24 protein-coding genes and 1 other RNA gene are annotated in these 26,170 nt (G+C 64.0%); 17 read left to right on the top strand and 8 right to left on the bottom strand.

The features are described 5' to 3' along the window. Positions 1-14 precede the first annotated feature (14 nt). Complete coding sequence (locus RFM41_RS27555) at positions 15-1,193, bottom strand: lytic murein transglycosylase (protein ID WP_320252569.1); 1,179 nt, start codon at positions 1,191-1,193, stop codon at positions 15-17. Between the two features lie 184 nt (positions 1,194-1,377). Next, positions 1,378-2,169, bottom strand: coding sequence for a glycoside hydrolase family 25 protein (locus RFM41_RS27550; protein WP_320252570.1), 792 nt, complete (start codon positions 2,167-2,169; stop codon positions 1,378-1,380). A 288-nt stretch (positions 2,170-2,457) separates the two neighbouring features. On the opposite strand from RFM41_RS27550, the gene RFM41_RS27545 reads away from it, so the two are divergent. Next, the gene (locus RFM41_RS27545) at positions 2,458-3,840 is read left to right on the top strand and encodes a serine hydrolase domain-containing protein (protein ID WP_320252571.1); all 1,383 of its coding nucleotides are present in this window, start codon (positions 2,458-2,460) and stop codon (positions 3,838-3,840) included. Positions 3,841-3,855: 15 nt separating this feature from the next. On the opposite strand, the gene RFM41_RS27540 is transcribed toward RFM41_RS27545, so the two are convergent. The 5 genes from RFM41_RS27540 to RFM41_RS27520 all read right to left on the bottom strand — a co-directional run bounded on the left by RFM41_RS27540 (position 3,856) and on the right by RFM41_RS27520 (position 10,198). After that, positions 3,856-4,164: a HigA family addiction module antitoxin gene (locus tag RFM41_RS27540; RefSeq protein WP_320252572.1), complete on the bottom strand. Its 309-nt coding sequence runs from the start codon at positions 4,162-4,164 to the stop codon at positions 3,856-3,858. A gap of 8 nt (positions 4,165-4,172) precedes the next feature. Beyond that, positions 4,173-4,469: a type II toxin-antitoxin system RelE/ParE family toxin gene (locus RFM41_RS27535; RefSeq protein WP_320252573.1), complete on the bottom strand. Its 297-nt coding sequence runs from the start codon at positions 4,467-4,469 to the stop codon at positions 4,173-4,175. A gap of 104 nt (positions 4,470-4,573) precedes the next feature. Continuing rightward, on the bottom strand, positions 4,574-5,239 hold the full coding sequence (locus RFM41_RS27530; RefSeq protein WP_320252574.1) for a class I SAM-dependent methyltransferase: 666 nt from the start codon (positions 5,237-5,239) through the stop codon (positions 4,574-4,576). Further along, a complete protein-coding gene (locus tag RFM41_RS27525) occupies positions 5,236-6,483 on the bottom strand; it encodes a BtaA family protein (RefSeq protein ID WP_320252575.1) in 1,248 nt (415 codons plus the stop codon). The genes RFM41_RS27530 and RFM41_RS27525 overlap by 4 nt, the downstream gene beginning before the upstream one ends. A gap of 82 nt (positions 6,484-6,565) precedes the next feature. Then, positions 6,566-10,198 carry a hydantoinase B/oxoprolinase family protein gene (locus RFM41_RS27520; protein WP_320252576.1) on the bottom strand — a complete coding sequence of 1,211 codons (3,633 nt, stop codon included), beginning with the start codon at positions 10,196-10,198 and terminating at the stop codon, positions 6,566-6,568. 176 nt (positions 10,199-10,374) lie between these two features. Between RFM41_RS27520 and RFM41_RS27515 the strand changes: the two genes are divergently transcribed. From RFM41_RS27515 to RFM41_RS27485, 7 genes are all read left to right on the top strand, one after another. Beyond that, complete coding sequence (locus tag RFM41_RS27515) at positions 10,375-10,587, top strand: hypothetical protein (protein WP_320252577.1); 213 nt, start codon at positions 10,375-10,377, stop codon at positions 10,585-10,587. A gap of 126 nt (positions 10,588-10,713) precedes the next feature. Beyond that, the gene (locus tag RFM41_RS27510; protein WP_320252578.1) at positions 10,714-11,433 is read left to right on the top strand and encodes a TerB family tellurite resistance protein; all 720 of its coding nucleotides are present in this window, start codon (positions 10,714-10,716) and stop codon (positions 11,431-11,433) included. Then, on the top strand, positions 11,430-12,206 hold the full coding sequence (locus RFM41_RS27505; protein ID WP_320252580.1) for an N-acetylmuramoyl-L-alanine amidase: 777 nt from the start codon (positions 11,430-11,432) through the stop codon (positions 12,204-12,206). Before RFM41_RS27510 ends, RFM41_RS27505 begins: the two co-directional genes overlap by 4 nt. Before the next feature lie 175 nt (positions 12,207-12,381). Continuing rightward, a complete protein-coding gene (locus tag RFM41_RS27500; protein WP_320252582.1) occupies positions 12,382-13,089 on the top strand; it encodes a lytic transglycosylase domain-containing protein in 708 nt (235 codons plus the stop codon). Positions 13,090-13,318: 229 nt separating this feature from the next. After that, an RNA gene (gene rnpB, locus RFM41_RS27495) (RNase P RNA component class A) lies at positions 13,319-13,714 on the top strand. A gap of 151 nt (positions 13,715-13,865) precedes the next feature. Further along, on the top strand, positions 13,866-14,141 hold the full coding sequence (locus RFM41_RS27490; RefSeq protein ID WP_320252583.1) for a type II toxin-antitoxin system ParD family antitoxin: 276 nt from the start codon (positions 13,866-13,868) through the stop codon (positions 14,139-14,141). 3 nt (positions 14,142-14,144) lie between these two features. After that, positions 14,145-14,435 carry a type II toxin-antitoxin system RelE/ParE family toxin gene (locus tag RFM41_RS27485; protein ID WP_320252585.1) on the top strand — a complete coding sequence of 97 codons (291 nt, stop codon included), beginning with the start codon at positions 14,145-14,147 and terminating at the stop codon, positions 14,433-14,435. A 7-nt stretch (positions 14,436-14,442) separates the two neighbouring features. Here RFM41_RS27485 and RFM41_RS27480 read toward each other — a convergent pair whose 3' ends face one another. Next, the gene (locus RFM41_RS27480; RefSeq protein ID WP_320252586.1) at positions 14,443-15,558 is read right to left on the bottom strand and encodes a cystathionine gamma-lyase; all 1,116 of its coding nucleotides are present in this window, start codon (positions 15,556-15,558) and stop codon (positions 14,443-14,445) included. Positions 15,559-15,957: 399 nt separating this feature from the next. On the opposite strand from RFM41_RS27480, the gene mraZ reads away from it, so the two are divergent. The 9 genes from mraZ to ftsW are packed head-to-tail and all read left to right on the top strand — an operon-like array spanning position 15,958 to position 26,164. Further along, positions 15,958-16,416, top strand: a complete 459-nt coding sequence (mraZ, locus tag RFM41_RS27475) for a division/cell wall cluster transcriptional repressor MraZ (protein WP_320252587.1) — start codon at positions 15,958-15,960, stop codon at positions 16,414-16,416. Further along, a complete protein-coding gene (gene rsmH / locus RFM41_RS27470) occupies positions 16,413-17,429 on the top strand; it encodes a 16S rRNA (cytosine(1402)-N(4))-methyltransferase RsmH (RefSeq protein WP_320252588.1) in 1,017 nt (338 codons plus the stop codon). The genes mraZ and rsmH overlap by 4 nt, the downstream gene beginning before the upstream one ends. Before the next feature lie 4 nt (positions 17,430-17,433). Beyond that, complete coding sequence (ftsL, locus tag RFM41_RS27465) at positions 17,434-17,829, top strand: cell division protein FtsL (RefSeq protein ID WP_320252589.1); 396 nt, start codon at positions 17,434-17,436, stop codon at positions 17,827-17,829. Next, the gene (locus RFM41_RS27460) at positions 17,826-19,550 is read left to right on the top strand and encodes a peptidoglycan D,D-transpeptidase FtsI family protein (RefSeq protein ID WP_320252590.1); all 1,725 of its coding nucleotides are present in this window, start codon (positions 17,826-17,828) and stop codon (positions 19,548-19,550) included. Before ftsL ends, RFM41_RS27460 begins: the two co-directional genes overlap by 4 nt. Before the next feature lie 54 nt (positions 19,551-19,604). After that, complete coding sequence (locus RFM41_RS27455; RefSeq protein ID WP_320252591.1) at positions 19,605-21,059, top strand: UDP-N-acetylmuramoyl-L-alanyl-D-glutamate--2,6-diaminopimelate ligase; 1,455 nt, start codon at positions 19,605-19,607, stop codon at positions 21,057-21,059. Continuing rightward, the gene (locus RFM41_RS27450) at positions 21,056-22,489 is read left to right on the top strand and encodes a UDP-N-acetylmuramoylalanyl-D-glutamyl-2,6-diaminopimelate--D-alanyl-D-alanine ligase (protein WP_320252592.1); all 1,434 of its coding nucleotides are present in this window, start codon (positions 21,056-21,058) and stop codon (positions 22,487-22,489) included. The genes RFM41_RS27455 and RFM41_RS27450 overlap by 4 nt, the downstream gene beginning before the upstream one ends. Positions 22,490-22,516: 27 nt before the next feature. Next, positions 22,517-23,599 carry a phospho-N-acetylmuramoyl-pentapeptide-transferase gene (mraY, locus tag RFM41_RS27445; protein ID WP_140544456.1) on the top strand — a complete coding sequence of 361 codons (1,083 nt, stop codon included), beginning with the start codon at positions 22,517-22,519 and terminating at the stop codon, positions 23,597-23,599. Positions 23,600-23,609: 10 nt separating this feature from the next. Continuing rightward, positions 23,610-25,013 carry a UDP-N-acetylmuramoyl-L-alanine--D-glutamate ligase gene (gene murD / locus RFM41_RS27440; protein WP_320252593.1) on the top strand — a complete coding sequence of 468 codons (1,404 nt, stop codon included), beginning with the start codon at positions 23,610-23,612 and terminating at the stop codon, positions 25,011-25,013. Further along, a complete protein-coding gene (ftsW, locus tag RFM41_RS27435) occupies positions 25,013-26,164 on the top strand; it encodes a putative lipid II flippase FtsW (RefSeq protein WP_320252594.1) in 1,152 nt (383 codons plus the stop codon). The genes murD and ftsW overlap by 1 nt, the downstream gene beginning before the upstream one ends. Positions 26,165-26,170 lie beyond the last annotated feature (6 nt).

The following is a 26,170-nucleotide window of genomic DNA, read 5'->3' as shown; positions in this document are numbered from 1 at the left end:
CGCTCCCGAGAAATCTACAGCTTCGCCAGCAGTTCCGGCGTCGGCCAGCCGTCGACCGGCAATCCGAGCCGTGTCTGCTCCTTGCGGATCGCTTCGCGCGTGTTGGTGCCCAGGATGCCGTCGACCGTGCCGACGTCATAGCCCTTGGCTTCGAGCTTGGTCTGCAACGCCTTCATCTGGTCGCCGCTCAGGCCCTGCTCGGGCGTGCGCGGATCGAATTGCGGCGCGCCGGCAAGGCGCGTGGCAAGCACGGCCGCCGTCAGCGCGTAGGTGAAGGACTGGTTCCATTCCAGATAGACGTCGAAATTGTCGTAGGTCAGGAAGGCCGGCCCCTTGCGGCCCATCGGCAGCGCCAGGCCGGCTTTCAGACCATTGTCGATGAGCGGGTTGCCGTTGGGTTCGGTGACGCCCCATTGGGCCCATTGCGACAGCGGCAGCTTGTTGGTGCGGCCGGTCTGGTCCCATGGCATCTCGTCGGGAACGCGCACTTCCTGCACCCAGGGCTGGTCGCGCTTCCAGCCGCGCGACATGATCTTGTTGGCCGTCGTCATGATGACATCCGGCACGCTGTTCCTGAGATCAACCTTGCCGTCGCCGTCGCCGTCGACGCCCTTGGCAAGATAGTCGGTCGGCAGGATCTGCGTCTGGCCGATCTCGCCGGCCCAGGCGCCCTTGACGTCGGCCGGCAGCACGCCGCGGTCAATCAAGGTGAGCAGTGGCACCAATTGCTGCCGGAAGAGCTGAGGGCGGCGGCAGTCATGCGAGAGCGTCACCAGCGCATTCAGCGTGTGGAAATCGCCCTGCACGGCGCCGAAATCAGTCTCCAGCCCCCAGAAAGCGGCGATGATGGCCGGCTGGACGCCGAACTCCTTGTCGGCGCGGTCGAAGACGCCGGCATATTTCTTCAGATTGGCCGCGCCCTGCTTCAGGCGATAGGCCGAGATCATGCGGTTGGCGAATTCGGTGAAGGTCTGGGTGAAGACGCCCTGGGCGCGGTCGCGCGCCAGTGCCCGCTCGTCGATGGTGGCGTCCTCCAGCGCGTCAAGCCCGATGGCGCCGACACCGGCCGCCTTGGCCTCGGCCGCGACGCCTTGCTTCCAGGCCTCGAAATCGCCGCCGCATTCCTGTGCCGCAGCAGGCAGCGCAAATGCGCCGACGAAAAGCGCCGCCAGGATTTCAACGCGCAATCGCATCGCTTTCCTTTCGAGACCGGCGCATGACCCCATCGTGACCCCGGACCGGGATCGGACAGGCGCATGCGAGGATTTCAAAGCTCGGGAGCCGCGCCAGGCACTCGCGCGAGTGCGCCGCTCCGGATTACCAGCGGTTGCATGTTTCGCCGCCCGCCGTGTCGAAAAGCAGGCGGGGGATCGGTTGTCAACGGGTGTTCTGCCGCAGCCACTTCTTCCAGGCGGCTTCCGAGCCGTTGAAGACGTTGATGTCCGACTTGCCGGTCATGCCGGGCACGATGCCGGTGCCGGTGTACTGCCAGAAGGTGAAGGGGTGGCTGCCGTATTTTTCGCGCGGATGGCCGGCGACCGAGCGCAGCCAATAGGGATAGCCGCGGAAGGTCGCCAGCTGGTTGTCGTCGAAGAAATCGAGCGAGGTGTAGATGATCGGCTTCTTGCCGTAATGGCGCTCGACCATTTGCAGGAAAACGCTCATTTCGCTGCGCACGGTGGCCGGATCGGGGCGCAGCCGGCAGGTCGGCGATTTCGGGTTCCATTCCATGTCAAGCACCGGCGGCATTGCCGACGGGTCCCGCGGGACATTGGCGATGAACCAGCGCGCCTGGGTCTCGGCCGGCGTGCAGAAATAGAAGAAGTGATAGGCGGCGCGTGGAATTCCGGCTGCCCTGGTGCGCGCCCAGTGCTCGCTGAAATAGTCGTCGAAACGATCGCCGCCCTCAGTCGCCTTGATGAAGGCGAACGAGATGCCACTGGCCCTGGCGGTCGGCCAGTCGACCGAGGTCTGGTATTTGGAAACATCCGTGCCGTGGATGGCATAATTCCACGGCGCGCCGCTGTCCCACTCATGCGGCTTCGAGTCCTCGAATTTGGGCGCATGCACGGCAACAGTCTGCGCGGAGGGCGACAACGGCGAAAGGTCGTCGACGGTCGAGCAGGCGCCCAGCAGCGTCAGCATCAGGATGGCCGCAAGACGGCGCATGACATTCCCCGAGCCGGGTCCAGCCGGCCGCTGATGGGTCTTTGCAGATGGCCGTTGCTTGCGCAGGCCCCTCCGGACGGTCGCCCCACAGGACCGCCCCAACTGCTGTTGTCTGTCCATGTCGTCATCCCAAAACCGCTGCGCACTTTTGGGCGGCATGAAGCAGTAGATCGCCGAACATGGTTGAGAATCCATTGACGGCGCTCGACAACGCCGGTGATTTTGCGAAAGCAATGGCGGCAAATCAATGACATAAATCGAGCCGGCGAATCCAAGAGGCGGGGAAAGATGCGGGCTGTCGTAAAGTTCATCAAATGGCTGCTTGGCCTTGTGATCCTGGCGGTCGCGGCGCTCTTCGCCTGGCTCTATTTCGCCCCACCCGAGCTGATCCGTGTCGGCTCCGGCTATTCGGCCAAGATCGTCTGCTCGAACGTCTTCATCGCCGGCCGCGACGCCAAAGAGGTCCTGGCCGTCGATGTGCAGGCGCCGGGCCATCCGCTGCTCAAGCTGATGAAGGTCTCTGTCGACAAGGAGCGAGGGCTGGTTTCGGCCGGCCTGCTCTGGGTTCTCGGCAAGAGCGTCGCGGTGGAACGCGATGGCGTCGGCTGCGCCTCGGTTCCCGACGGCGATACCGGCAAGGCAAGACAGACATCGTTGCGCAATGCGCCGTCGGCGGCGACGCAGCCCGACGCGCTCTGGCCCGACGGCGAGCGGGTGGATGCTTCGCAGAACCCTGAAGTCGCGAAGATCGTCGACGATGCCGCCATGGCCGGCATCGGCATGCGCGCCATCGTGGTGGCGAAGAACGGTCGCGTCGTCGCGGAGCGCTATGGCGAAGGCTTTTCGGCCAAGACGCCGCTGCTCGGCTGGTCGATGACCAAGACGGTGAATGCCGCGATCGTCGGCACGCTGGTCAAGGACGGCAAGCTGGCGATCGACAACAAGGGCCTGTTCGCGCCGTGGAAGACAGACGGGCGTGCCGCAATCAGCCTTGCCGACATGATGGCGATGTCGAGCGGGCTGGAGTTCAACGAGGATTACGGCGACGTCGCGGACGTAACGCGCATGCTCTATCTCGAGCCGGACATGGCAGGCTTCGCCGAGGCCAAGCCGCTGACCGGCGAGGTCGGCAAGGTGTTTTCCTATTCGAGCGGCACGGCCGTGATGCTGTCCCGCCTTTGGCAGAACGCCATCGGCGACAAGGCCAAAGCGCTGGCTTGGCCACGCACGGCGCTCTTCGAGCCGCTCGGCATGCATAGCGCGGTGCTCGAAACCGACGAGCAGGGCACCTTCGTCGGCTCGTCCTATCTTTACGCCACCGCGCATGATTGGGCGCGCTTCGGCCAGTTCCTGCTGCAGGGCGGCGTCTGGAACGGCAACCAAATCCTGCCTGCCGGCTTCGTCGACTGGATGCGCGAGCCGGCGCCGGCCTCGAAGGTCTACGGCAAAGGCCAGTTATGGATCGAGGGGCCGGGCGACGAAGAAAAGCCCGGCGCGGGTGCCGCCGCCGGCCTGCCAAAGGACATCTACTGGATGGAGGGCCATGACGGCCAGACGGTGGCGATCATCCCTTCGGAGCAACTGGTGGTGGTTCGGCTTGGGCTGACCCCGGCCAAGTTCGGCTATCGGCCACAAGCGATGGTTGGCGCGCTGGTGAAGGCGCTGCACTGACCGGCAGCAGCCTGCCTATGCGGCTGTCGGCAAGGGTTTAGCACGATCCACGCGCGCCCGCTCGTTAGGCGAGTTCATGACCTGCCAAAGATCGCTGCGGCGTTGGACATTCAGCCAGAAATCCGCGCTGTTGCCGAACACACGCGCCAAAATGAGCGCCGTCGCCGCCGTTACGCTGCGGCGGTCGTTGCACAATTCGTTCACATGCTTGCGCTGGACACCCATTGCCTCGGCCAGGGCCGCCTGGGTCAAACCGAGCGGCTGCATGAATTCTTCCGTAAGGATTTCGCCCACCGTCGCGGGCTTGCGTGTGGTCATCAACATGTCGCACCTCACTTATAGCTGTGGTCGTCCAGATAGATATCCCACGCCTCGCCACGGCTGCTATCCCAGCGGAAGATCAGCCGCCATTGTTTGTTGACGCGGATCGAATGAAAGCCTTCAAGATTGCCACGCAACTTCTCGAAATGGTTGCTGGGCGGTACGCGCAAATCCTGATCGGTTGCCGCGTCGTCGATCATCTGGAGCTTACGAAACAAACGGCTTTCGAGGTCGGACGGAATATTGCGGGAGTGGGTATCGTCCACGAAGAAGGCCCGCAGCCATCCATCTCTAAAGCCGACAATCATCTCATGCTTCCAAGGTAGAGATAGTGTACCACCCCTTGGGTCACAAGCGCAATGCTTGGTGGTTGCGCTGCTGACTGGAGCAGCACCGCTTCAAAATTGCAAAATCAGACGGGGATTTTAATCACGCCCAGCCACGCATAGCCGCGATGAAGCGTCCTGAAACGGAAGGTTGCGCTGGCGCGTTGCGATTCCGATTCAAGCACGTCGCGCAGCGAGGCGCGCGGCGTGACGTGGAATTTCCGCAGCCAGCCGCGCAGCAGGTCACGGAACCAGCGCGGCAGGCCTTCCTGCTGGCCAAAATCGACGACGTGCAGCGAGCCGCCCGGCGCAAGCGCGGCAAGCGCGGCCGATACGGTCTTTTCCCAGCCAGGGATCATCGACAGCGAATAGGATACGAAGACGCGATCGAAGCGCTCGAGGCCGAAGAGAGCCTTGGCGTCGAAATCGGTGGCGTCGCCGCACGCCAGCTTGACCGTATCGGAGAGACCTTCGCGAGCGATGGCCGCGCTCGCCGTCTCCAGCATCTCGGCTGAGATGTCGAGGCCGAAGAAGCGAGCGTCCGGATAGCGGCGGGCGGCAAGCGCGATATTGCGGCCGGTGCCGCAGCCGAGCTCAAGCACGGTGCCGCCCTGCGGCACGTCCAGCCCGTCGATCAGCCTGTCACGGCCGAGCAGGTAATATTTGCGGGTCAGGTCATAGATGTGGCGCTGCCAGCGATAGACGCCGTCCATCAGTTCGGCATGGCTGGCCGGCAGCTCCGTCGTGCTCATGCGGCGCGCTTCACATAGAGGTGGAAGCCGCCATAGATGGCCGAGCGGTCTTTTGCCGAGAATTCGCGCGAGGCGTCGGCCTCGTAAGTCCATTGGGCGAGCAGCGAACTGGAGACACGGCCGGGCAGCAGGCTCGGTTCGGCCGCGGTGCGGAAGATGACGCGCGCGCCGACCGAGGCTGTGCGGGTGATCTCGGTCCACAGCGCGTTGAGCAGGTCGTCGGTCATCCAGTCCTGCGCGTCGAGCAGGACGAAACGGTCGACGCTACCCGCGTCCTTGGCGGCCAGGAACTTGATCAGGTTGGCGTGGTGGATGGCGACGCGGTCGATGTTGTCGCGGATCGTCGTATAGTTGCGCTGTTCGAGATAGGCAGGAAGCGCCGCCTCGCCGGGTTGCGGATAGCGGCGGGCAAAGGCCTGCCAGGCGAAGTAGTTGTTCTTCAGCGGGAAATCGCAGGCGAGCTTTTCAAGACGCGCCTTGAGCACGCTCGCCATCGAACCGTCGCCGGAAGTGATCAGCGAATCGTACTGCGCCGGCGGGATGCCCAGGCCGAAAAGCGAAGCCTTGCGCGAGGTCGCCCAGCGCAAGAGCTTCTTGTCGAAAACCGGCGCCAGCTCCTCGTTGAAGAAGCGGCGCTGCTCGCCGATGTTCTCGGCCTTCATGATGCCGGCCGGGTCGACGCCAAACAGCTTGCCGACGCGATGGCCCATGGCGATGAAGAGGCCGAGCAGGCCGGTCTGGTAGAAATTGCGGTCGAAGACCGAGATGCGGCGGCGGCCGCGCCAGTTGCGGCGCTCCCAGTAATGGCGGCTCACCGGATCGAGATGCGGCGCGATGAAGCGATCATAGGCATCCGAATTGTGGCTGGTGCCGGCGGCGCCGAAGAAGCGGAACAGATCGCCCTGCGACGGCAGATGGCGCACCGCTTCCAGCTTCATGCGGTTCAGCGCGATGTGCGCGGCGTTGAGATCGACGGCGTCGATCCGGGCCGGCGAGCGGGTCAGATAGGCCAGGATGTTGCAGCCGCCCGACGCGATCGTGACGACGCGATGGCCCGCGCCGAGCTGCATGGCCTCCATGTCGACATCCGGGTCTTCCCAGATCTGCGGATAGACGAGGCCGGAGAAGAGGAAAGCGAACAACCGCTCGGAAATGCCGTCCTTCGACAATGCGCGGTTCTGGTAGACGGCCTTTCCGACTTCCTTGCCTCGGCGATAAACGAGTTCTCCGGAAACATCCGACATGGAAAGGTGATTCCCCGTTTGCGTTGGCGCAAGCGGTTAGCGCAGCGTCATGACAGGCAGGTGACAGCCTGTTGACGCAATCTCACGCCTTTCCGAACGCTCCGGGTGTCGGCGTCGTGACGATGACGGCCTCGCCGGCGTCGAGCGTGGTCTGGTCGCACGCCTTCAGGACGTCGACCGATCCGTCATTGCGCCTGACCTTGGTCGAGCCGGCCTCGCCGTCGCCGCCGCCTTCAAGGCCCTGGGGAGGCCGATTTCGGTGGGAGGACAGGATCGCGCATTCCATCTTTTCGAGGAAGCGGATGGTGCGCCTGGTGCCGTCGCCGGCATTCCACTTGCCCTTGCCGCCGGAACCCTCACGGATATGGAAGTCCTCCAATACGACGGGGAAGCGCAGTTCCAGCACCTCGGGATCCGTAAGGCGTGAATTGGTCATGTGCGTGTGGACGCCGGAAGTGCCGGCAAAGCCCCGGCCGGAATTCATCCGGCCGGCCGGCGAGCCGGAGCAGATCGTCTCGTAATACTGGTATTTCCTGTTGCCGAAGGTGAGGTTGTTCATCGTGCCTTGCGCGTTGGCGATCGCGCTCATCGCGCCGAACAGCGCGTTGGTGACATGCTGCGAGGTCTCGACATTGCCGGCGACGACGGCGGCAGGGTAGGCGGGCTTCAGCATCGAGCCGTCAGGGATGACGATGTTGATCGGCCTCAGGCAGCCGGCGTTCATCGGGATCATGTCCTCGACCATGACGCGGAAAGCATAGAGCACGGCAGCGCGGGCCACCGGCTCCGGCGCGTTGAAATTGTTCTTCATGACGGGCGAGGTGCCGGTGAAATCGACAGTCGCCTCGCGCTTTTGCCGGTCGACGGTGATCTTCACCTTGATCACCTGGCCGGTATCGGTCGGGTATTCGTAAACCGCGCTGTCGGGAAGCCGCTCGATCACGCGGCGCACGCTCTCGGCCGCATTGTCCTGGACATGGCCCATATAGGCTTCGACGACGTCGAGGCCGAAATGCGCGACCATCTTGCGCAACTCCGCCACGCCCTTTTCGTTGGCGGCGATCTGCGCCTTGAGGTCGGCGATGTTCTGGATGGGATTGCGTGCGGGGTAGGGGTGGTCGGTGAGCAGAGTCTCCAATTCCTTCTCGCGGAATCGGCCGCGATCGACGATGCGGAAATTGTCGAACAGCACGCCTTCCTCATCCACCGTCGTGGCCAAAGGCGTCATCGAACCCGGCGCGGTGCCACCGACATCGGCATGATGGCCGCGCGAGGCCGCCCAGAACAGGATCTCGTTGCGCGCATCGTCGAAGACGGGCGTCACCACCGTGATGTCGGGCAAATGTGTGCCGCCATTGTAAGGGGCGTTGAGCGCGAAGACGTCGCCAGGGTGGATGTCGCCGGAATTCAGGCGGATGATGGTTTCCACGGAACGGTCCATGGAGCCCAGATGCACCGGCATGTGCGGCGCATTGGCGACCAGCGCGCCATGGCGATCGAACACGGCGCAGGAGAAATCGAGCCGTTCCTTGATGTTCACCGAATAGGCCGTGTTCTGCAGCGTCACGCCCATCTGCTCGGCGATCGACATGAAAAGGTTGTTGAAGACCTCCAGCATCACCGGATCGGCCTCGGTGCCGAGCGCCGCGGCGCGCGCCTTCCGTTCCGTCCGGCGTATCACGACGTGGTTGAGATCGGTGATTTCGGCGCGCCAGCCCGGCTCGACGACGATGGTCTGGTTCGGCTCAATGATCAGCGCGGGCCCTGCGACCGTGTGGGATGGAAGCAGGTTTTCACGGCGATGGACGCCGGCCTCGTGCCAGCGGCCCTCGGTGTAGATGCGCCGGCTTTCCGAAGACCTGACCTCAGCTCCCGCCGGTCCCGCAGGGGCGTAGGCTTCGGCCTTGTCCTGTCGAGCGGCTTCCATGCCTTCGACGGCGACGGTCTCGACGACGATCGGCTTGTCGTCATAGACGAAACCGAACTGCGCCTTATGCGCCGCCTCGAAGTCGCCTTTGGCGCGGAAGATCGAGCCATGCTCGAAATTCACCGGCAGCGCCGTGTCCGTGCCGTCATAGCGGATGTGCAGGACAGGTCTCGTCGAAACCATGTCCTCGGCGATACCTTGCTCGCCAAGCTCGGCGATGACGTCGCCGCGCAGCGTCGCGATGAGTGTCTCGATCGCCGTGCGGGATTCCTCGGCAAGCGGCTGCAGCAGACCCTGTTGGCGCGAGGCGAAGACCGACGAGAGGCCGATGCCGTAGGCCGAAAGCAGGCCGGAGAAGGGGTGGATCAGCACGGCTTCCATGCCGAGCGCGTCGGCGACCAGGCAGGCGTGCTGACCGCCGGCGCCGCCGAAGCAATTGAGGAGATACTCGGTGACGTCGTAGCCGCGCTGCACCGAGATCTTCTTGATGGCGTTGGCCATGTTCTCGACGGCGATGGTGACAAAGCCTTCGGCGACCGCCTCGGGCGTCCGGCCGTCGCCGATTTCGGCAGCAAGCGCCGTGAATTTTTCGCGAACAGTGCCGATGTCGAGCGGCTTGTCCTGACCCGCGCCGAAGATCGCAGGAAAGAAATCGGGCTGCAATTTGCCCAGCATGACATTGGCGTCGGTGACGGCGAGCGGGCCGCCGCGCCTGTACGCGGCGGGACCGGGATTGGCTCCGGCCGAGTCCGGCCCGACGCGGAAGCGACCAGCCTCGTAATGCAGGATCGAGCCGCCGCCGGCGGCGACGGTGTGGATGCGCATCATCGGCGCCCGGATGCGCACGCCGGCGACCTCGGTGTCGAACGCGCGCTCATATTCGCCGTCAAAATGGGCGACGTCGGTCGAGGTGCCGCCCATGTCGAAGCCGATAACTTTTCCGAAGCCGGCGAGCTTCGCCGTCTCGACCATACCGACGACCCCGCCTGCCGGCCCCGACAGCAGCGCGTCCTTGCCTTGGAACATGTCCGCGGCGGTCAGTCCGCCCGACGACATCATGAACATCAGGCGCGGACCGGCGCCCAGCTCTCCCGCCACACGCTGCACATAGCGCGACAGGATCGGCGACAGATAAGCGTCGACCACGGTGGTGTCGCCGCGGCCGACCAGCTTGATCAACGGCGAGACCTCGTGGGAGACCGAGATCTGGCTGAAGCCGATCTTGCGGCATACTTTTGCCACGGCTTTTTCGTGGTCGGGATATTTCCAGGCATGCATGAAGACGATGGCGACCGCATCGATGCCGTCGGCCTTCGCCTGTTCGATCGCCGGGCGACAGGCCGCGATGTCGAGCAGGCGCTCCACGCAGCCGTCGGCGCGCACGCGCTCGTCGATCTCGATGACGCGCTCGTAAAGCTGCTCCGGCAGGATGATCTCCTTGGCGAAGATGTCCGGCCTCGCCTGATAGGCGATGCGCAAGGCGTCGCGAAAACCCTTGGTGATGAGCAGCAGCACGCGGTCGCCCTTGCGCTCGAGCAGCGCATTGGTGGCAACGGTCGTGCCCATTTTGACGTCGCCGATCGCGTCGGCGGAAATGGCGGCGCCGGCTTTCAGGCCCAGCAGGTCGCGGATGCCCTGGATGGCGGCGTCCGCATAGGCCTCGGGATTTTCGGACAAAAGTTTTCGGGGGTGCAGCCGGCCTTGCGGATCACGGCCGATGATATCGGTGAAGGTGCCGCCGCGGTCGATCCAGAAGTCCCATTTCTCAGTTCCCGCGGCTGCCGGCATGCTGCTTATCCATTTGTGTCTTCGACCGTATGTTCTGTTAGTTCGGGATTTCGGCGCCAGCAATCGCAAGTTGATGTTACACATCGAAATGCAACGTTACGAAACCGGCAGCCTGCTGATGCATTTTCCCTGCGACCGCTCACCGAAATGTGAGCGTCTGTTGAAGGAGTGATACCATGAAGAAGCTCATTCTGGCGTCTATGTCGGCGCTCGCCCTGCTGGGGGTCGCGGCTTGTAGCGACAGCGGCAAGGGCACCGACACCACCACCACCCAGAGCACCAATCCGCCGGCCAACGAGCAGCCCATGAAGCCAGCCTCGCCCGACGCTTCGAAGCCTGCTGAACCGGCTCCGGCAACAAAACCGGCTCCTGCCGCGCCTGCGCAGTAAGAGCTGACTGATAATTTTGAGGAAGGCCGGCATTGCCGGCCTTCTTGCGTTGATCCCATATGACGCCGGCTCCCTGCGGCATTGTCCCGGCTTGATAGAACCGCCCGGTTCGCACTATGAAGCCGCATGTCGATTTGGGACCGCCTTGGCGACTTCATCGCTCGTGTTTCGTCGTCGGCGTCCTCGGGCGTCGCGGATGTCGTCGAAGCCGTGCGCACCGTGTTTTCCGGCGATCCGGACCTGCGCCGGCGCGTGGCCTTCTCTGTGGCGATGATCGCGCTTTCGGCCAAGATGGCCAAGGCCGACGGCATCGTCACGCAGGACGAGGTGCGGGCCTTCCAGGAAATCTTCGAGGTGCCGCCGAGCGAGACACGCAACGTGGCGCGGCTTTACGACATCGCCAAGCAGGACATCGCCGGCTTCGAGACCTATGCCCAGCGCATGGCGCAGCTCTGCGGCTCCGGTCATGCCAACTGCATGATGCTGGAAGACATCCTCGACGGCCTGTTCCACATCGCCAAGGCGGACGGGCTCATCCACGAGCGGGAAGGGCAGTTCCTGCACCGGATCGCCGAGATCTTTCAGATCGACGAGGCGCACTACGAGGCGATCCTGTCCAGGCACGTCAATCTTGGCGCGGCCGATCCTTATGTCGTCCTGGGCATCGAGCGTGGCAAGCCGTTCGAGGAGGTCAGGAAACGCTACCGTAAGCTGATCTCCGACAATCACCCGGACAGGCTGATCGCGCGCGGCCTGCCGCAGGAATTCATCAAGATCGCCACGACCAGGGTCGCGGCGATCAATGCCGCCTATGAGATGATCGAACGGGGCCTCAGGCACGTATGAGCGGCTTCCCGCCCGACCAGCCAGGCGCCGAGGTCCGAGTGTCGCCGAATTTCGGTCCGCGCCGCGAGACGCTCCGGCCCGACATGATCGTGCTGCACTATACCGGCATGGCAAGCGGCGCTGGCGCCGAGGCATGGCTGTGCGATCCGGCAAGTGAAGTCTCCTCGCATTATCTTGTCCACGAGGATGGCCGCATCGTGCAGATGGTGCGCGAGAGCGACCGCGCCTGGCATGCCGGCAAGAGCTCCTGGCTCGGGCGCACCGACATCAACTCCTGTTCGGTCGGCATCGAGATCGTCAATCCCGGGCATTCGCTGGGCTATAAGGCTTTCCCGAGGCGGCAGATCGGCGCCGTGATCGAGTTGTGCGCGGGTATCGCGAGCCGTTGTTCGATCCCCGCGGCAAGGGTGCTCGCGCATTCGGACGTGGCGCCGGGCCGCAAGGTCGATCCCGGCGAAAAATTTCCGTGGAAGGCGCTGTTTGCGGCCGGTGTCGGCCATCTTGTGCCGGCGGCGCCGATAAGGCCCGGCGCCGCACTGAAGACCGGCGATACCGGCTCCGATGTCGAAGTGCTGCAGTCGATGCTGGCGCTCTACGGCTACGGTGTCGAGATGTCGAGCGTCTACGACCGGCAGACGGAGATCGTGGTGGCGGCGTTCCAGCGGCATTTCCGGCGGCGCCTGGTCGATGGCGTGGCGGACAATTCGACATTCCGCACGCTTGAAAGGCTCGTGGCTTCCGTGAAGGCAACTCCCGCCAAGCAGTCGCGATAAGTTCCTAAATTACAATCTGTCATTTAAAGTGAATTGCGCCGCCTTCATTGCCGCCAATTCCGCCTCCAAATGCCTCTCCCGCAAGTTGTCGGGCGTCTATCCCCCCAAGATGCCCGATGTTGAATTGACCCAACTGCGCGAAGTTCTTCGCGTGGCTCTAACAGAACAGGGCTACATGCAAAGATTGACCGTTGTAGCGGCAGCTATTGCTGCCGGAGTGATGACTCTTGCCTTCAATCCAGCGAACAGTGCCCCTCTGAGCTTGCGGTCGGACAACGGCTTTGCCGCCGCCCCTGCAGCACCGAAGGCAAGCCCGACCGCCAAGGGTTCAAAAATCGAAAGAACGGCCTCGACCAAGGTAGGGAAGGTCGCTGTGGCCAAAGCAGCGAAGAAAACGGCAGGGCGCAATTCGAAGCGCAACAGGCAAACCATCGACCTGACCGCGACAGCTTCCATCCATCCCGAGAAGCCGGCTTTGTCGTCCTCGGCGACGGGCGGCGGCCAGTATTCGGCGATCATTGCCCGCTATGCCGCCAGCTATGGCGTGCCGGTGTCGCTGGCCAAGGCCGTCATCAAGATCGAAAGCAACTACAGGCCGAACATGGTCGGCAGCGCCGGCGAGATCGGCCTGATGCAGATCAAGCCGGCCACGGCGCGCATGATGGGTTACACCGGTTCGGCCAAGGGGCTGTTCGACCCCGACACCAACATCAAATACGGCATGAAATATCTCGCCATGGCGCAAGGTCTCGGCGGCGGCTCCACCTGCGGCACCATCCTGAAATACAATGCCGGTCACGGCGCCACACGGATGAATCCGGTTTCGGCCGCCTATTGCAGCAAGGTGAAGGTGCAGATGGCGGCGCTGGGTTCGCCTGTCTAAAGCGCGTCGCGATCTTTCAGATTCGCTCCATGCGCTTTAGGTTTTGATTTTGCGCATATCTTTATCCCGAAACCGGTTCCCACCTTCGGGAGACATGCTTTAAGGCTGCCCGTCGAAGTGGATTTGGGCAACGCGTGTCTGTTTCATGCATGTCGTTATCCCAGATCCGCTGCGCTTCAGGCGCTTTTTCGTTTGCGTTTTCAGGCGGGAATCCCTTTATACGCGCTTGCCAGCTGGCCGGGCGGCCGCGCCCGCGAGAGCCGAAAGGCTGCGGGTGAGGAAAGTCCGGGCTCCATGGAGACACGGTGCCGGCTAACGGCCGGCGGGGGCGACCCCAGGGAAAGTGCCACAGAAAGCAAACCGCCGCGGCATTGCCGGGGCAAGGGTGAAAGGGTGGGGTAAGAGCCCACCGCGCGCCTGGCAACAGGAGCGGCAAGGCAAACCCCACCGGGAGCAAAACCGAATAGGGGCGGTGCGAAGGGAAACCTTCGAGGGCTGTTTCCGGCCCACCGTCCGGGTAGGTTGCGTGAGGCGCGTGGCAACATGCGCCCAAGATGAATGGCCGCCACGTTCTCGTCGCAAGGCGAGGGCCATACAGAACCCGGCTTACAGGCCAGCTGGCATTTTTCTCGTAGCGATAGCTGAACGGGATCAGGAGGTTTACGCCGACGGGCGAGACCTCTGTTCAAGCATTTCTGCGGAACAGCCTCCTCGATTTGGTCAATCCTTGAAGCTGGTGCGATTAAATCGTACCATGAGTGAAATAGGAGCATGTCATGGGCCAGGTCGACAAACGCAGCATCACGCTTTCACCGGAACTGGCGCAGGCTGTCGACGATGTCGTCTCTGCCGGAGAGTATGCTTCCGCGAGCGAAGTGATCCGCGATGCGCTCAGGCAATGGAAGGAGCGGCGCGACCTGCTCGGCTACACCGTCGAGGAATTGCGAGTGCTGGTGCAGGAAGGCATCGACAGCGGGCCCGGCCGGTTCGAATCCATGGAAGAGATCAAAGCTGAGGCGCGCCGGCGCTTTCGATCTGGCGGAGCGGTATGACATTTGCTGCGCATCGTTCGAACCGCGCATGCGGAAGAGGATTTGATCGCGATCTGGCAGTACGTTGCGCGTGACAGCGAAGTCGCAGCGGACCGGTTGCCCGATCGCATCGAAAGGCGCTGGCGGCAACTCGCCGTCTATCCTTCATCTGGTCCCATACGCGACGATATTGCTCCGGGAATCCGCCATCTCGTCGTCGGCGAATATCTAAGCTTACCGTGTAGCCGGGGATGCGATCGAATCCTGCGCGTGCTGCATGGCCGGCGCAAAATCGAGGCTGATGATCTGATCTAGTGAGCGACTAGGCGCCGATCCTGTCCAGCGACGCCTCGATTGCCTGCCAAAGCTCCTCGACCGGCTCGCAGCCGATCGCCAGACGAACGAAGCCCGGCGGCACGGCGTCGCCGCGTTTGGAGCGCCGCTCGGCCGACGTATGCACGCCGCCGAAGGAGGTTGCCGCTTCAATCAGTCCGCAATTGTTGATGAAATCCTCGGCCTTGTCCTCCGAGGCCAGCTCGAACGAAATCAGGAAGCCGAAACGTTCCATCTGGGCACGCGCCAGATTGTGCGAGGCATCGCCTTCGAGCCCGGGAAAGCGCAGGCCGCTGACGGCGCGGTGGTCTTTCAGCCGCCGTGCGATCGTTTCAGCCGACGAGCACATGCGGTCGAAGCGCACTTCCAGCGTCTCAAGGCCACGATGCACGAGCCATGCCTCGAACGGGCCGGGGATGCCGCCGGCCGTCTCGCGCCAATCCTTCACCCTAGCTACAATGTCGGGATCACGGCTGGCGACATGGCCGAAGAGAACGTCGGAATGGCCGTTGATCGCCTTGGTGTCGGCCGAGACCACGATGTCGGCGCCGAGATCGAGCGGACGCTGGCCGAAGGGCGTCATTGTCGTGTTGTCGACGATCAACACACCCCCTTGCGCATGGACCGCCTTGGCGACGGCGGTGATGTCGCAGATGTCCAGCCGAGGGTTCGACGGGCTTTCGACGAAGACCGCGCGGTAGCCGGCGAAGCCGCCATCCAACATGCTCGCCGTCGGCCGCACGTCATAGGCGACGTCGAGCGGTTTCAGGAAACGTTCGGCCAGCGCGCGCGTCGTGTGATAGCCATCCGACGGCAGGAGGATGCGGTCACCCGATTTGACGAGCGCGAAGAAAGCAGCGGAAATCGCGGCCATTCCCGAAGGGAAGGCAACGCATTGCGCGTCTTCCAGGTGGCCGAGCGCATGCTCGACGGCATGCCAGGTCGGATTGCTGAAGCGGCCATATTGATCGAAGCCGGTCGCGTCGCCGGGCGCGTGGAAGATCGAGGCCATGGTCAGCGGCAAGGGGATAGGATCGCCCTTGGCGAAACCGGCGCTGCGCAGATGGGTAAGTGTTGCGGCGCGTGATTTCGCAGTGTCAGACATCAACTCGATCCTTGGTCAGGGCAGAAAACTTCAACCGACGCTATGCGTGCCGGCCCTCCGCAGCAAGCTGCGTCTTTTTGGGCCAGAGGGCTCTAAACGCTTCGTTAGGCTTAATGGACGATAAAGACGAGACGTGCCTTCAGCCTGCGCTTCCTGGTTGTGGCGCGCATGTTTGTGATGCCTGTTCCCGTTGACGCCCATAGTGCCCCATGTTATCCCATTCGCATCATCAAGCTTTCGTTCCGCGTCAGGGTGAAGCGTACGCCAATCGGGCAGCCGCGGCGGCTGCGCGTTTGCCGGTTTTCGCCCCAGTAAATGAAGCGATTTGCCGCGAGTGCGGCCGGGGCGCGGAGAACAACATGGGAAGGGGTGCGGCGGCGGAAGCGGCTGTAGCGTTCATTGGACCGATTTCTGTCAAATACGGTGAGCAGGATCGACGCGAAGGGGCGGGTGTCCGTTCCTGCGCATTTCCGCGCCGTGGTCCAGAAACGCGGCTATTCGGAACTCTACGCCCTGCGCTGCCTGGACCTGCCGGCCATGGATGTGGGCGGCCTCGACCTGCTCGACCGCTACGAGCAGCGGATCGCGCTGGAAGACCCCTTTTTGCAGACGGCGGACGACATGTCGTTCTTCTGCCATGGCGACGGCACATTTCTGAAGCTCGACCAGGATGGCCGCATCACCATGACCGATTTCATCCGCCAACATACGGGCATCGCGAACGAGGCGGCCTTTGTCGGCCGCGGCAATTTCTTTCAGATATGGGAGCCGGGACGGCTTGCCGCCTATGGGGCGCAGGCGCGGGCCAGGCTTTTGCAGCTTCGGCAGGGGACGAAGCCCGGGGAGCGATCGGAATGATGGCTGGCCACGGCGATGACCCTCACGCCGTTGGCGGACTGGCCCGTCACATTCCGGTCCTCCTTGCCGAGGTGCTCGATGCGCTCGCGCCGAAAGCCGGCGAGACGATTATCGATGGGACATTCGGCGCCGGCGGCTACACCAGCGCCATCCTCGATCGCGGGGCTTCGGTCGTCGCCATCGATCGCGACCCGGACGCGATCGCGGCGGGCAGGGCGCTCGAAGAGCAGGCCGGCGGCCGGCTGAGGCTGGTCCAGGCGCCATTCTCGACGCTGGACGAGCATGCCGAAGGCGCCGATGGCGTGGTGCTCGACATCGGCGTCTCGTCCATGCAGCTCGACCAGGCGGAGCGTGGCTTTTCGTTTCGGGCCGACGGGCCGCTCGACATGCGCATGGCGCAGGCGGGTCTGAGCGCCGCCGACGTCGTCAACACCTTCAAGGCTGGCGACCTTGCCCGCATCTTCGGCTTTCTCGGCGAGGAGCGCCATGCCGGGCGCATCGCGCGCATGATCGAGAGCCGGCGCGAGAAGAAGCCTTTCGAGCGCACGCTCGATCTCGCCGACGCTATCCAAACGCACATCGGACGGGCGCCGAAGGACAAGATCCATCCGGCCACCCGCGTCTTCCAGGCGCTGCGCATCTTCGTCAATGACGAGCTCGGCGAGCTCGCAAGGGCGCTGCTGGCCGCCGAGCGTGTGCTGAAACCTGGCGGACGGCTCGCCGTGGTGACATTCCATTCGCTGGAGGACCGCATCGTCAAGCGCTTCATCGCCGACCGTTCCGAAGCCGCCGGCGGCTCGCGCCATATGCCCGATGCGCCGCAGCGCGTCGCGACCTTCCGCAAGGCCGGCAGCGGCGTGACGCCAGGGGACGCCGAGCTGGACGCCAATCCGCGCGCGCGCTCGGCCAGGCTGCGCGCGGCAATCCGCACCGAGGCGCCGGCGCGCGCCGGCGATTTTTCGATTTTCGGCCTTCCAAAGCTTCCCGCCATCGAACGGCCGGGGGAGAGGTGAGCACGTGTTTCGTACCAGCGACATAGTCCTGATCGCCGTCATGGTCTCGGCCGCGGCCCTGACCTACAAGACGAAGCGAGAAGCCGAAGAGCAACTGGCGGCGGTGCAGAAGATCCAGTCGCAGATCCACTACGAGGAAGAGACGATCGATCTCCTCAAGGCGGATTGGAGCCTGCTTACCCAGCCGTCGCGGCTGCAGAAGCTTGCCGACGTCTATAAGAGCCAGCTCGGACTCGAACCGGTCAACGCGCACCAGATCGGCAGCCTCGACGACATTCCGGTGAAACCCGTGACCATCGAGGACCTCTCCTCGCAGCGGCTTGGCGGCATGGCCGACAATTCGAGCAAGGAGCCCTCGGACGGCAAGGATCCAGTGGTCACCGGGAGCACCGTTCAATGATCAGCAGGCTTCCAAGGATCGGTGACCTGCTGAAGCGCCGGAAGAAGCAGGCTGAGGACGGCTCGATCGTCGTCGACGCCGCCCGCAAGGCGACAGGCGGCAAGGCAAGGACGCGCATCGTCATGACCATGGCGGTGTTCTTCACCATCTATTCGACGATTGCCGGCAGGCTTGTCTATCTCGGCATGCAGAACCCGGATCTCTCGGGCGGTCCGGAGAACCGGGTCACGGCATCGCGCCCGGATATCGTCGACCGCAACGGCGAGGTGCTGGCGACGGACATCAAGACGGCGTCGCTGTTCGCCGAGCCGCGCCGCATCGTCGACGCCGACGAGGCGATCGAGAAATTGTCGACCGTGCTGCCTGAGATCGACTACGAGCAGACCTATCGCAAGCTCAAGAGCGGCGCCGGCTTCGTCTGGCTGCAGCGCCAGCTGACACCGAAGCAGCAGGCCGACATCATGGCACTGGGCGTCCCCGGCCTCGGCTTCCGCACCGAGAAGCGCCGCTTTTATCCGAGCGGCGAGACCTCGTCCTACATCGTAGGCCTCACCAACATCGACAACCAGGGCATCTCCGGCATGGAGAAATATATCGACGAGCAGGGGTTGAGCGACCTGCAGGCGTCGGGGCTCGCGGTTGCGAAGGATCTCAAGCCGGTCAAGCTTTCGATCGATCTGCGCGTCCAGCATGTGGTGCGCGACGAGATCGCCGCCGGCCTGGAGCGCTATCGCGCGCTGGGCGCCGGCGCTGTCGTGCTGAACATCAAGACGGGCGAAGTGATGGCGATGGCCTCGGTGCCGGACTTCGACCCGAACAATCCGTATAATGCCCAGGAAAAGGACCGGCTGAACCGCATGTCGGCCGGTCTCTACGAGATGGGCTCGACCTTCAAGAGCTTCACCTCGGCCATGGCGCTCGATTCCGGCAAGGCGACGATGAACAGCCGCTTCGACGCTTCGCATCCGATCCGGGTCGGCCATCAGGCCATCCACGATTTCCACGGCAAGAACCGTGTTCTGTCCTTGCCGGAAGTGTTCCTCTATTCGTCCAACATCGGGTCGGCCAGGGAGGCCGAGCTGGTCGGCATAGAAGGGCACCGCGAATTCCTGCATCGTCTCGGCATTCTGGACAGGATGCAGACCGAACTGCCAGAAGTCGCGCGCCCGACCGAACCCAAGGTCTGGAAGCAGGTCAATTCGTTCACCATCGCCTTCGGCCATGGCGTGTCGACGACGCCGCTGCAAGCCGCCGTCGGCTGCGCGGCGCTGATGCAGGGTTATCTGATCGAGCCGACATTCCTGGTCCGCAGCGAGCAGGAGGCAATGGCGGTGGCCAAGAAAGTGGTCAGCGACAAGACGGTCGAAGGCATGCGCTATCTCTATACGCTCAACGCCGAGAAGGGTTCGGCCAGAAATGCCAGGGCTCCCGGCTACCGCGTTGGCGGCAAGACCGGAACGGCCGAGAAGGTCATCAACGGCCGCTATTCCAAGGAATTGAATTTTAACACCTTCGTCGCCGCCTTCCCGATGGACGATCCGCAATTTCTGGTGTTCACGATCGCTGACGCTCCGCATCCGGAAAAGCCCGGGATGACGGACGTCGCCGCCAACAATGCGGGGGTCATGGCCGGCAATATCATCAGACGCGCGGCCGCCATGCTTGGCGTGAAGCCAGATTTCAGCCATGAAAATGGTGCAACGCTGGTTTCCTATCAGTGATTCTTGGGGCGCGCCGGCAACTGCGCGCTATTTTGTTGCGGTGAACGGGACTCAATGCATCTAAAAGATCTAGCCGGCATCCTGCCCGTCGAGGGAACAGCTTTCCCCGACCTGGAGGTGACCGGACTTTCCTCCGATTCCCGCGCGGTCAAGACCGGCGTCGTCTTCTTCGCGCTTGCCGGCAGCAAGGCCGACGGCTCCGCCTATGCGGCCGATGCCGCGGCCCGCGGCGCCGCGGCGATCGTCACCGGCAGGGACACGACCGTCTCAGGCCTGTCGATCCCGGTTCTCGCCGTCGATGATCCGCGCCTGGCGCTGGCGCTCAGCGCGGCGCGCTTCTTCGGCCGCCAGCCGGAAACCATGGTCGCCGTCACCGGCACAGCTGGCAAGACGTCCGTCGCCGCCTTCACCCGCCAGATCTGGGAGCAGGCGGGTTTTGTCGCCGCCTCGATCGGCACGACCGGTGTCGTGGCGCCCGGCCGCAACGAATATGGCTCGCTGACGACGCCCGATCCGGTGGCGTTGCACCGATTGCTCAAGGAACTGGCGGATTCGGGCGTCACCCACGCCTCGATGGAAGCCTCCAGCCACGGTCTCGACCAGCGCCGGCTCGACGGCGTGAAGCTGGCGGCCGGCGGCTTCACCAATCTCGGCCGCGACCATATGGATTACCATCCGACGGTCGAGGACTATCACCGCGCCAAGCTGCGCCTGTTCGACACGCTGCTGCCGAAGGGCGCGCCAGCGATCGTCTTTGCCGACGATCCGTGGTCTGAGCCGACCATCAAAGCTGCGAAGGCCGCGGGGCTGAAAGTGCTGACCGTCGGCCGCCATGGCGATTTCCTGACGCTCAAGCGGGTCGAGCATGAGCGCCATCGCCAGCGCGCCGAGATCGTGGCGGACGGCGTGCTGCACGAGGTCGACCTGCCCTTGGCCGGCGATTTCCAGATCGCCAATGCGCTGGTCTCGGCAGGCCTTGCCATCGCGACTGGAACGCCCTCGGCCAAAGCTTTGGCGGCATTGGAGAAATTGAAGGGCGCGCCGGGCCGGCTCGACCTCGTCGGCACCACCGCAGCCGGCGCTCCCGTTTATGTCGACTACGCGCACAAGCCCGATGCGCTGGAGAATGTGCTGACTTCTGTGCGGCCTTTCACCACGGGTCGCGTCGTCGTGGTGTTCGGCTGCGGCGGCGACCGCGACCGGGGGAAAAGGCCGATCATGGGCGAGATCGCGACACGGCTCGCCGATGTCGTCATCGTCACCGACGACAATCCGCGCACTGAGGTGCCCGAGACCATCCGCGCTGCGATCCTTGCCGCCGCGCCCGGCGCCATCGAGATCGGTGATCGGCGCAAGGCGATCCACGAAGCGGTTGCGATGCTTCGCGCCGGCGATACGCTCATCGTCGCCGGCAAGGGGCATGAGGAAGGCCAGACCATCGGCGCCGAGACCTTCCACTTTTCCGATCATGAGGAAGTGCGCGATGCGCTCAAGGAGCGCGCCGCATGAACCTGTTGTGGACGTCGGAAGCGCTGGTCGAAGCGATGGGCGGCAGGCCGATCGGCTCGCTGCCGGAGGGCATCACCGGCATTTCGATCGACAGCCGCAGCCTGGAGCCCGGAGACGCCTTCTTTGCCATCAAGGGCGAGGCGATGGATGGCCATGATTTCGCGACAGCGGCGGTCAAGGCCGGAGCGGCCGTGCTGGTCGTCGCCGAGGGCAAGCTGCCCTCGCTCGGTCGGCTGACGGCGCCGATGATCGTCGTGCAGGATGTGCTTGCGGCCCTCGAGAAGCTCGGCGTCGCCGCCCGCGCCCGCTCGAAGGCCAGGATCATCGCGGTCACCGGCTCGGCAGGCAAGACGACCACCAAGGAAGCGCTGCGCCATGTGCTGTCGGCGGTCGGCAGGGTGCATGCCTCGGCGCAGTCGTTCAACAACCATTGGGGCGTGCCGCTGACGCTGGCGCGCATGCCGCAGGACTGCGACTATGCCATCTTCGAGATCGGGATGAACCATCCGGGCGAGATCAGGCCGCTGGTCAAGATGGTCAGGCCGCATGTGGCTATCGTCACCATAATTGCCGCCGCCCATCTCGGTTTCTTCAAGAATCTGGACGAGATCGCCGTCGCAAAGGCCGAGATTTTCGAGGGGATCGAGCCCGGCGGCGCCGCGCTGCTCAACCGCGACGATCCACGCTGGAAGCTGCTCGGGAAAATGGCGAAAGACGCCGGCGTCGAGCATGTCTTCGGATTTGGCGAAAATGTCCGCTCGGCCTTCCGCCTTGTCGGCTGCGAGCTTCATGCCGACCATTCCGACATCGCCGTCAAGGCCGGCAAGAAGGACCTGACGGCCCGTGTCGGTGCGCCCGGCCGCCATATCGTGCAGAACGTTCTGGCTGTGCTTGGCGCCGCGCAACTGGTCGGCGCCGATGTCGACAAGGTCGCGGCCGCGCTGGCGGACCTTTCGGCCGAACGCGGGCGCGGCCGGCGCCACGTCCTGCGTCATCCAAACGGGCCGATCACGCTGATCGACGAGAGCTACAACGCCAATCCAGCGTCGATGGCGGCGGCCATGGCGCTGCTCAACGCCACGCCGGTCTCGGGCGAGGGCCGTCGGATAGCGGTGCTCGGCGACATGCTGGAGCTCGGCAGCCATTCGGCCAAGCTCCACGCGGCGCTCGCCCAGCTGATCGTCGGCACGGGCACGCGCAACGTCTTTCTCGGCGGCCCGGAAATGCAGGCACTTGCCGAGACTTTGCCGGCCGATATCCAGATGGAATATCGGGCAGGCGCCGAGGAACTGAAGCCGATCGTGATCTCCGCGCTCAGGCCCGGCGACGTGGTGATGGTCAAGTCGTCCAAGGGCATCGGGTTTTCAAAGCTGGTCGAGGCACTGCTCGGCAAATTTCCGGCGGAAGCCACAAACATTAAGCCGACTTGAGGTCGGATTCCGGGGGACGGAAGGACCATGTTCACACTGCTCGTCGATTTCGCGGACAAGATCTCGTTCTTCAACGTCTTCCGCTACATTACCTTTCGCACCGGCGGCGCGCTGATCACCTCGGCGCTGATCGTCTTCATCTTCGGGCCGACGATCATCAATTCGCTGCGTCTGCGGCAAGGCAAGGGCCAGCCGATCCGCGCCGACGGCCCGCAGACGCATTTCAAGAAAGCGGGAACGCCGACCATGGGCGGGCTGATGATCCTGTCCGGCATCATCGGTTCGTCGCTCTTATGGGCGAACCTGTCCAGCATCTATGTCTGGGTGGTGCTTTTGGTCACCGTCGGCTTTGGCTCGATCGGTTTTTACGACGACTATCTCAAGGTCACCAAGCAGTCGCATCTGGGCTTTTCCGGGAAGGCGAGGCTGGCGATCGAGTTCATCATCGCGGCAATCGCCGCGTGGGTGATCATGCACAATGGCCAGGCGCCGTTCTCGTCGTCGCTGACCTTTCCCTTCGCCAAGGAATTCCTGATCAATCTCGGCTGGTTCTTCGTGCCGTTCTCCTGCTTCGTCATCGTCGGCGCCGGCAATGCGGTGAACCTGACCGACGGCCTCGATGGGCTGGCGATCGTGCCGATCATGATCGCGGCGGCGTCCTTCGGCGTCATCGCCTATCTTTCGGGCAACGCGGTCTTCGCCGAATATCTGCAGATCCATTTCGTGCCCGGCACCGGCGAGCTCGCCGTCGTGCTCGGCGCGGTGATCGGCGCGGGCCTGGGCTTCCTCTGGTTCAACGCGCCGCCGGCCGCGATCTTCATGGGCGACACCGGCTCGCTGGCGATGGGCGGCCTCATCGGCACCATCGCCGTCGCCACCAAGCACGAGATCGTGCTGGTCATCGTCGGCGGCCTGTTCGTGGTCGAGATCCTCTCGGTCATCATCCAGGTCGGCTATTTCAAGATGACCGGCAAGCGCGTCTTCCTGATGGCGCCGATCCACCACCATTTCGAAAAGCTCGGCTGGACCGAAAGCCAGGTCGTGATCCGCTTCTGGATCATCGCCGTCATCCTGGCCCTGGTCGGCCTCTCCACCCTCAAGCTCAGATAGGACGCCCCGCTTGATCCCCGCCGCTTCCTTTTCCGGCAAACGCGTTTCGCTCTTCGGGCTTGGCGGCTCTGGGATCGCCACCGCGCATGCGCTGATCGCGGGGGGCGCCGAGGTGCTTGCCTGGGACGACAATCCAGACAGCGTCGCCAAGGCGGCCGCCGCGGGCATTGCGACCGGCGACCTGCGCGCCGCCGACTGGCCGCGTTTCGCCGCCTTCGTGCTGTCGCCAGGCGTGCCGCTGACGCATCCGAAGCCGCATTGGACGGTTGAGCTCGCGCGCGGCGCTGGCGTCGAGGTAATCGGCGATATCGAGCTGTTCTGCCGCGAGCGCAACAGCCGCGCGCCGGCAGCACCCTTCATTGCGATCACCGGCACCAACGGCAAGTCCACGACGACGGCGCTGACGGCGCATATCTTGAAGTCGGCGGGCCGCGACACGCAGATGGGCGGCAATATCGGCCGCGCCATCATGACGCTCGATCCGCCCGAGCCTCAGCGGCACTATGTGGTCGAGTGTTCGTCCTACCAGATCGACCTCGCGCCCTCGATCAACCCGACCGCCGGTATCCTGCTCAATCTCACGCCCGACCATCTCGACCGGCACGGCACGATGGCGCATTACGCTTCGATCAAGGAGCGGCTGGTCGCCGGCAGCGACACCGCGATCATCGGCATCGACGATTCCTGGGGCGCCCAGATCGCCGACCGCCTGGAGCGGGCCGGCCGGCCAGTCGTTCGTATTTCCAAGCGCCTGCCTTTGACCGACGGATACTTCGCCGACGGCACCAATCTGATGGAAGCGGCGGATGGCCGCTACAGCCGCGTCGCCTTCCTCGAAGGCATCGGCTCGCTGCGCGGCCAGCACAACGCGCAGAACGCGCTGGCCGCGGTCGTCGCCTGTCTCAGGGTCGGGCTCGAACTCGGCGAGATCCAGGCGGGGCTCGAAAGCTTCCCGGGGCTCGCGCACCGCATGGAGCAGGTCGGCCGCAAGAACCATGTGCTGTTCGTCAACGATTCCAAGGCGACCAATGCCGATGCGGCGGCGCCAGCGCTGTCGAGCTTCGCCAACCGGATCTACTGGATCGCCGGCGGCCTGCCCAAGGAAGGTGGCATCGAGCCGCTGCGCGGCTTCTTCCCGCGCATCGCCAAGGCCTATCTGATCGGCGAGGCGGCGCCCGCCTTTGCCGCGACGCTCGGCGAGGCGGTGCCCTACGAGATATCGGGAACGCTTGCGGCGGCGGTCGAGCATGCCGCCCATGACGCGGCAAACGACACTGGCGGCGAGGCGGTGGTGCTGCTCTCACCGGCTTGCGCCAGCTTCGACCAGTTCAAGAATTTCGAAGTTCGCGGCGAAGCCTTCAGGCAAGCTGCGACTGCTATTGATGGCGTTAAACCCATCGGAGGGCCACGTTGATGCAAAGCCGTCTCGACAAAAGTCCTGTTGCCACCTGGTGGTGGACGATCGATCGCTGGTTCCTGGCCGCGTTCCTGTCACTGATGGGGCTGGGCATCATCTTGTCCTTCGCGGCGAGCCCCGCAGTGGCCGAGCGTATCGGCCTCGACAGCTTTCACTTCGCCACCAGACAGGTCATCTTCACCATCCCGGCGCTCATCGTCATGCTTGCGGTCTCCTTCCTGGAGGCGCGGCAGATAAGGCGCATGTCGCTGGTGATGCTCTGCATCATGCTGGTGCTGATGGTGGCGGTGCTCTACATCGGCGTCGAGGTGAAAGGCGCGCGGCGCTGGGTGTCGCTCGCCGGGCTTTCCATCCAGCCGTCCGAATTCCTGAAACCCGCCTTCGTCATCATCTGCGCGTGGCTGTTTGCCGAGCACAAGCGCCAGCCCGACATTCCCGGCAATCTGTTCGCCATGCTTTTGCTGGCGCTGGTCATCTCGCTTCTGGTGGCGCAGCCCGACCTTGGCCAGACCATGCTGGTGACCGGCACTTGGGGCGTCATGTTCTTCATGGCCGGCCTGCCGTGGCTGTGGATCGTGGCCCTCGGCATCGTCGGGGCAAGCGGCCTGTTCGCCGCCTATTCGGTGTTCCCGCACGTTGCCTTGCGCATCGACAAGTTTCTGACCGGCGAAGGCGATACGTTCCAGGTCGACATGGGCCGCGAGGCACTGATCAACGGCAGTTGGTTCGGGGTCGGGCCGGGTGAGGGAACCGTCAAGCGCATTGTTCCGGATGCTCATACCGACTTCGTCTTCTCGGTCGCCGGCGAGGAGTTCGGGCTGATCATGTGCTTCTTCATCATGTCGATCTTCGCCTTCATCGTGCTGCGCGGCTTGAGCATCGCGCTCAAGGAACACGATGATTTCACCCGCTACGCGGTGGGCGGCCTCGTCACCGTCTTCGGCCTGCAATCGGCCATCAACATGTGCGTGAATCTGCAGCTGATGCCTGCCAAGGGCATGACGCTGCCCTTCATCTCCTATGGCGGCTCCTCACAGATCGCCATCGCCATCTCTATGGGCATGGTGCTCGCATTGACGCGCAAGCGTCCGGAAAGGCGCAAGCAGATGGGCTTCGTCCTTGCGCAACGCGCAATGCCGGCGGAATGAGGCAGG

The sequence above is a fragment of the Mesorhizobium vachelliae genome (assembly GCF_033977325.1).
Lineage (GTDB): Bacteria > Pseudomonadota > Alphaproteobacteria > Rhizobiales > Rhizobiaceae > Mesorhizobium > Mesorhizobium vachelliae.
Note: the sequence above shows the minus strand (reverse complement) of the source record. Positions and strands in the feature narration are given on the sequence as shown.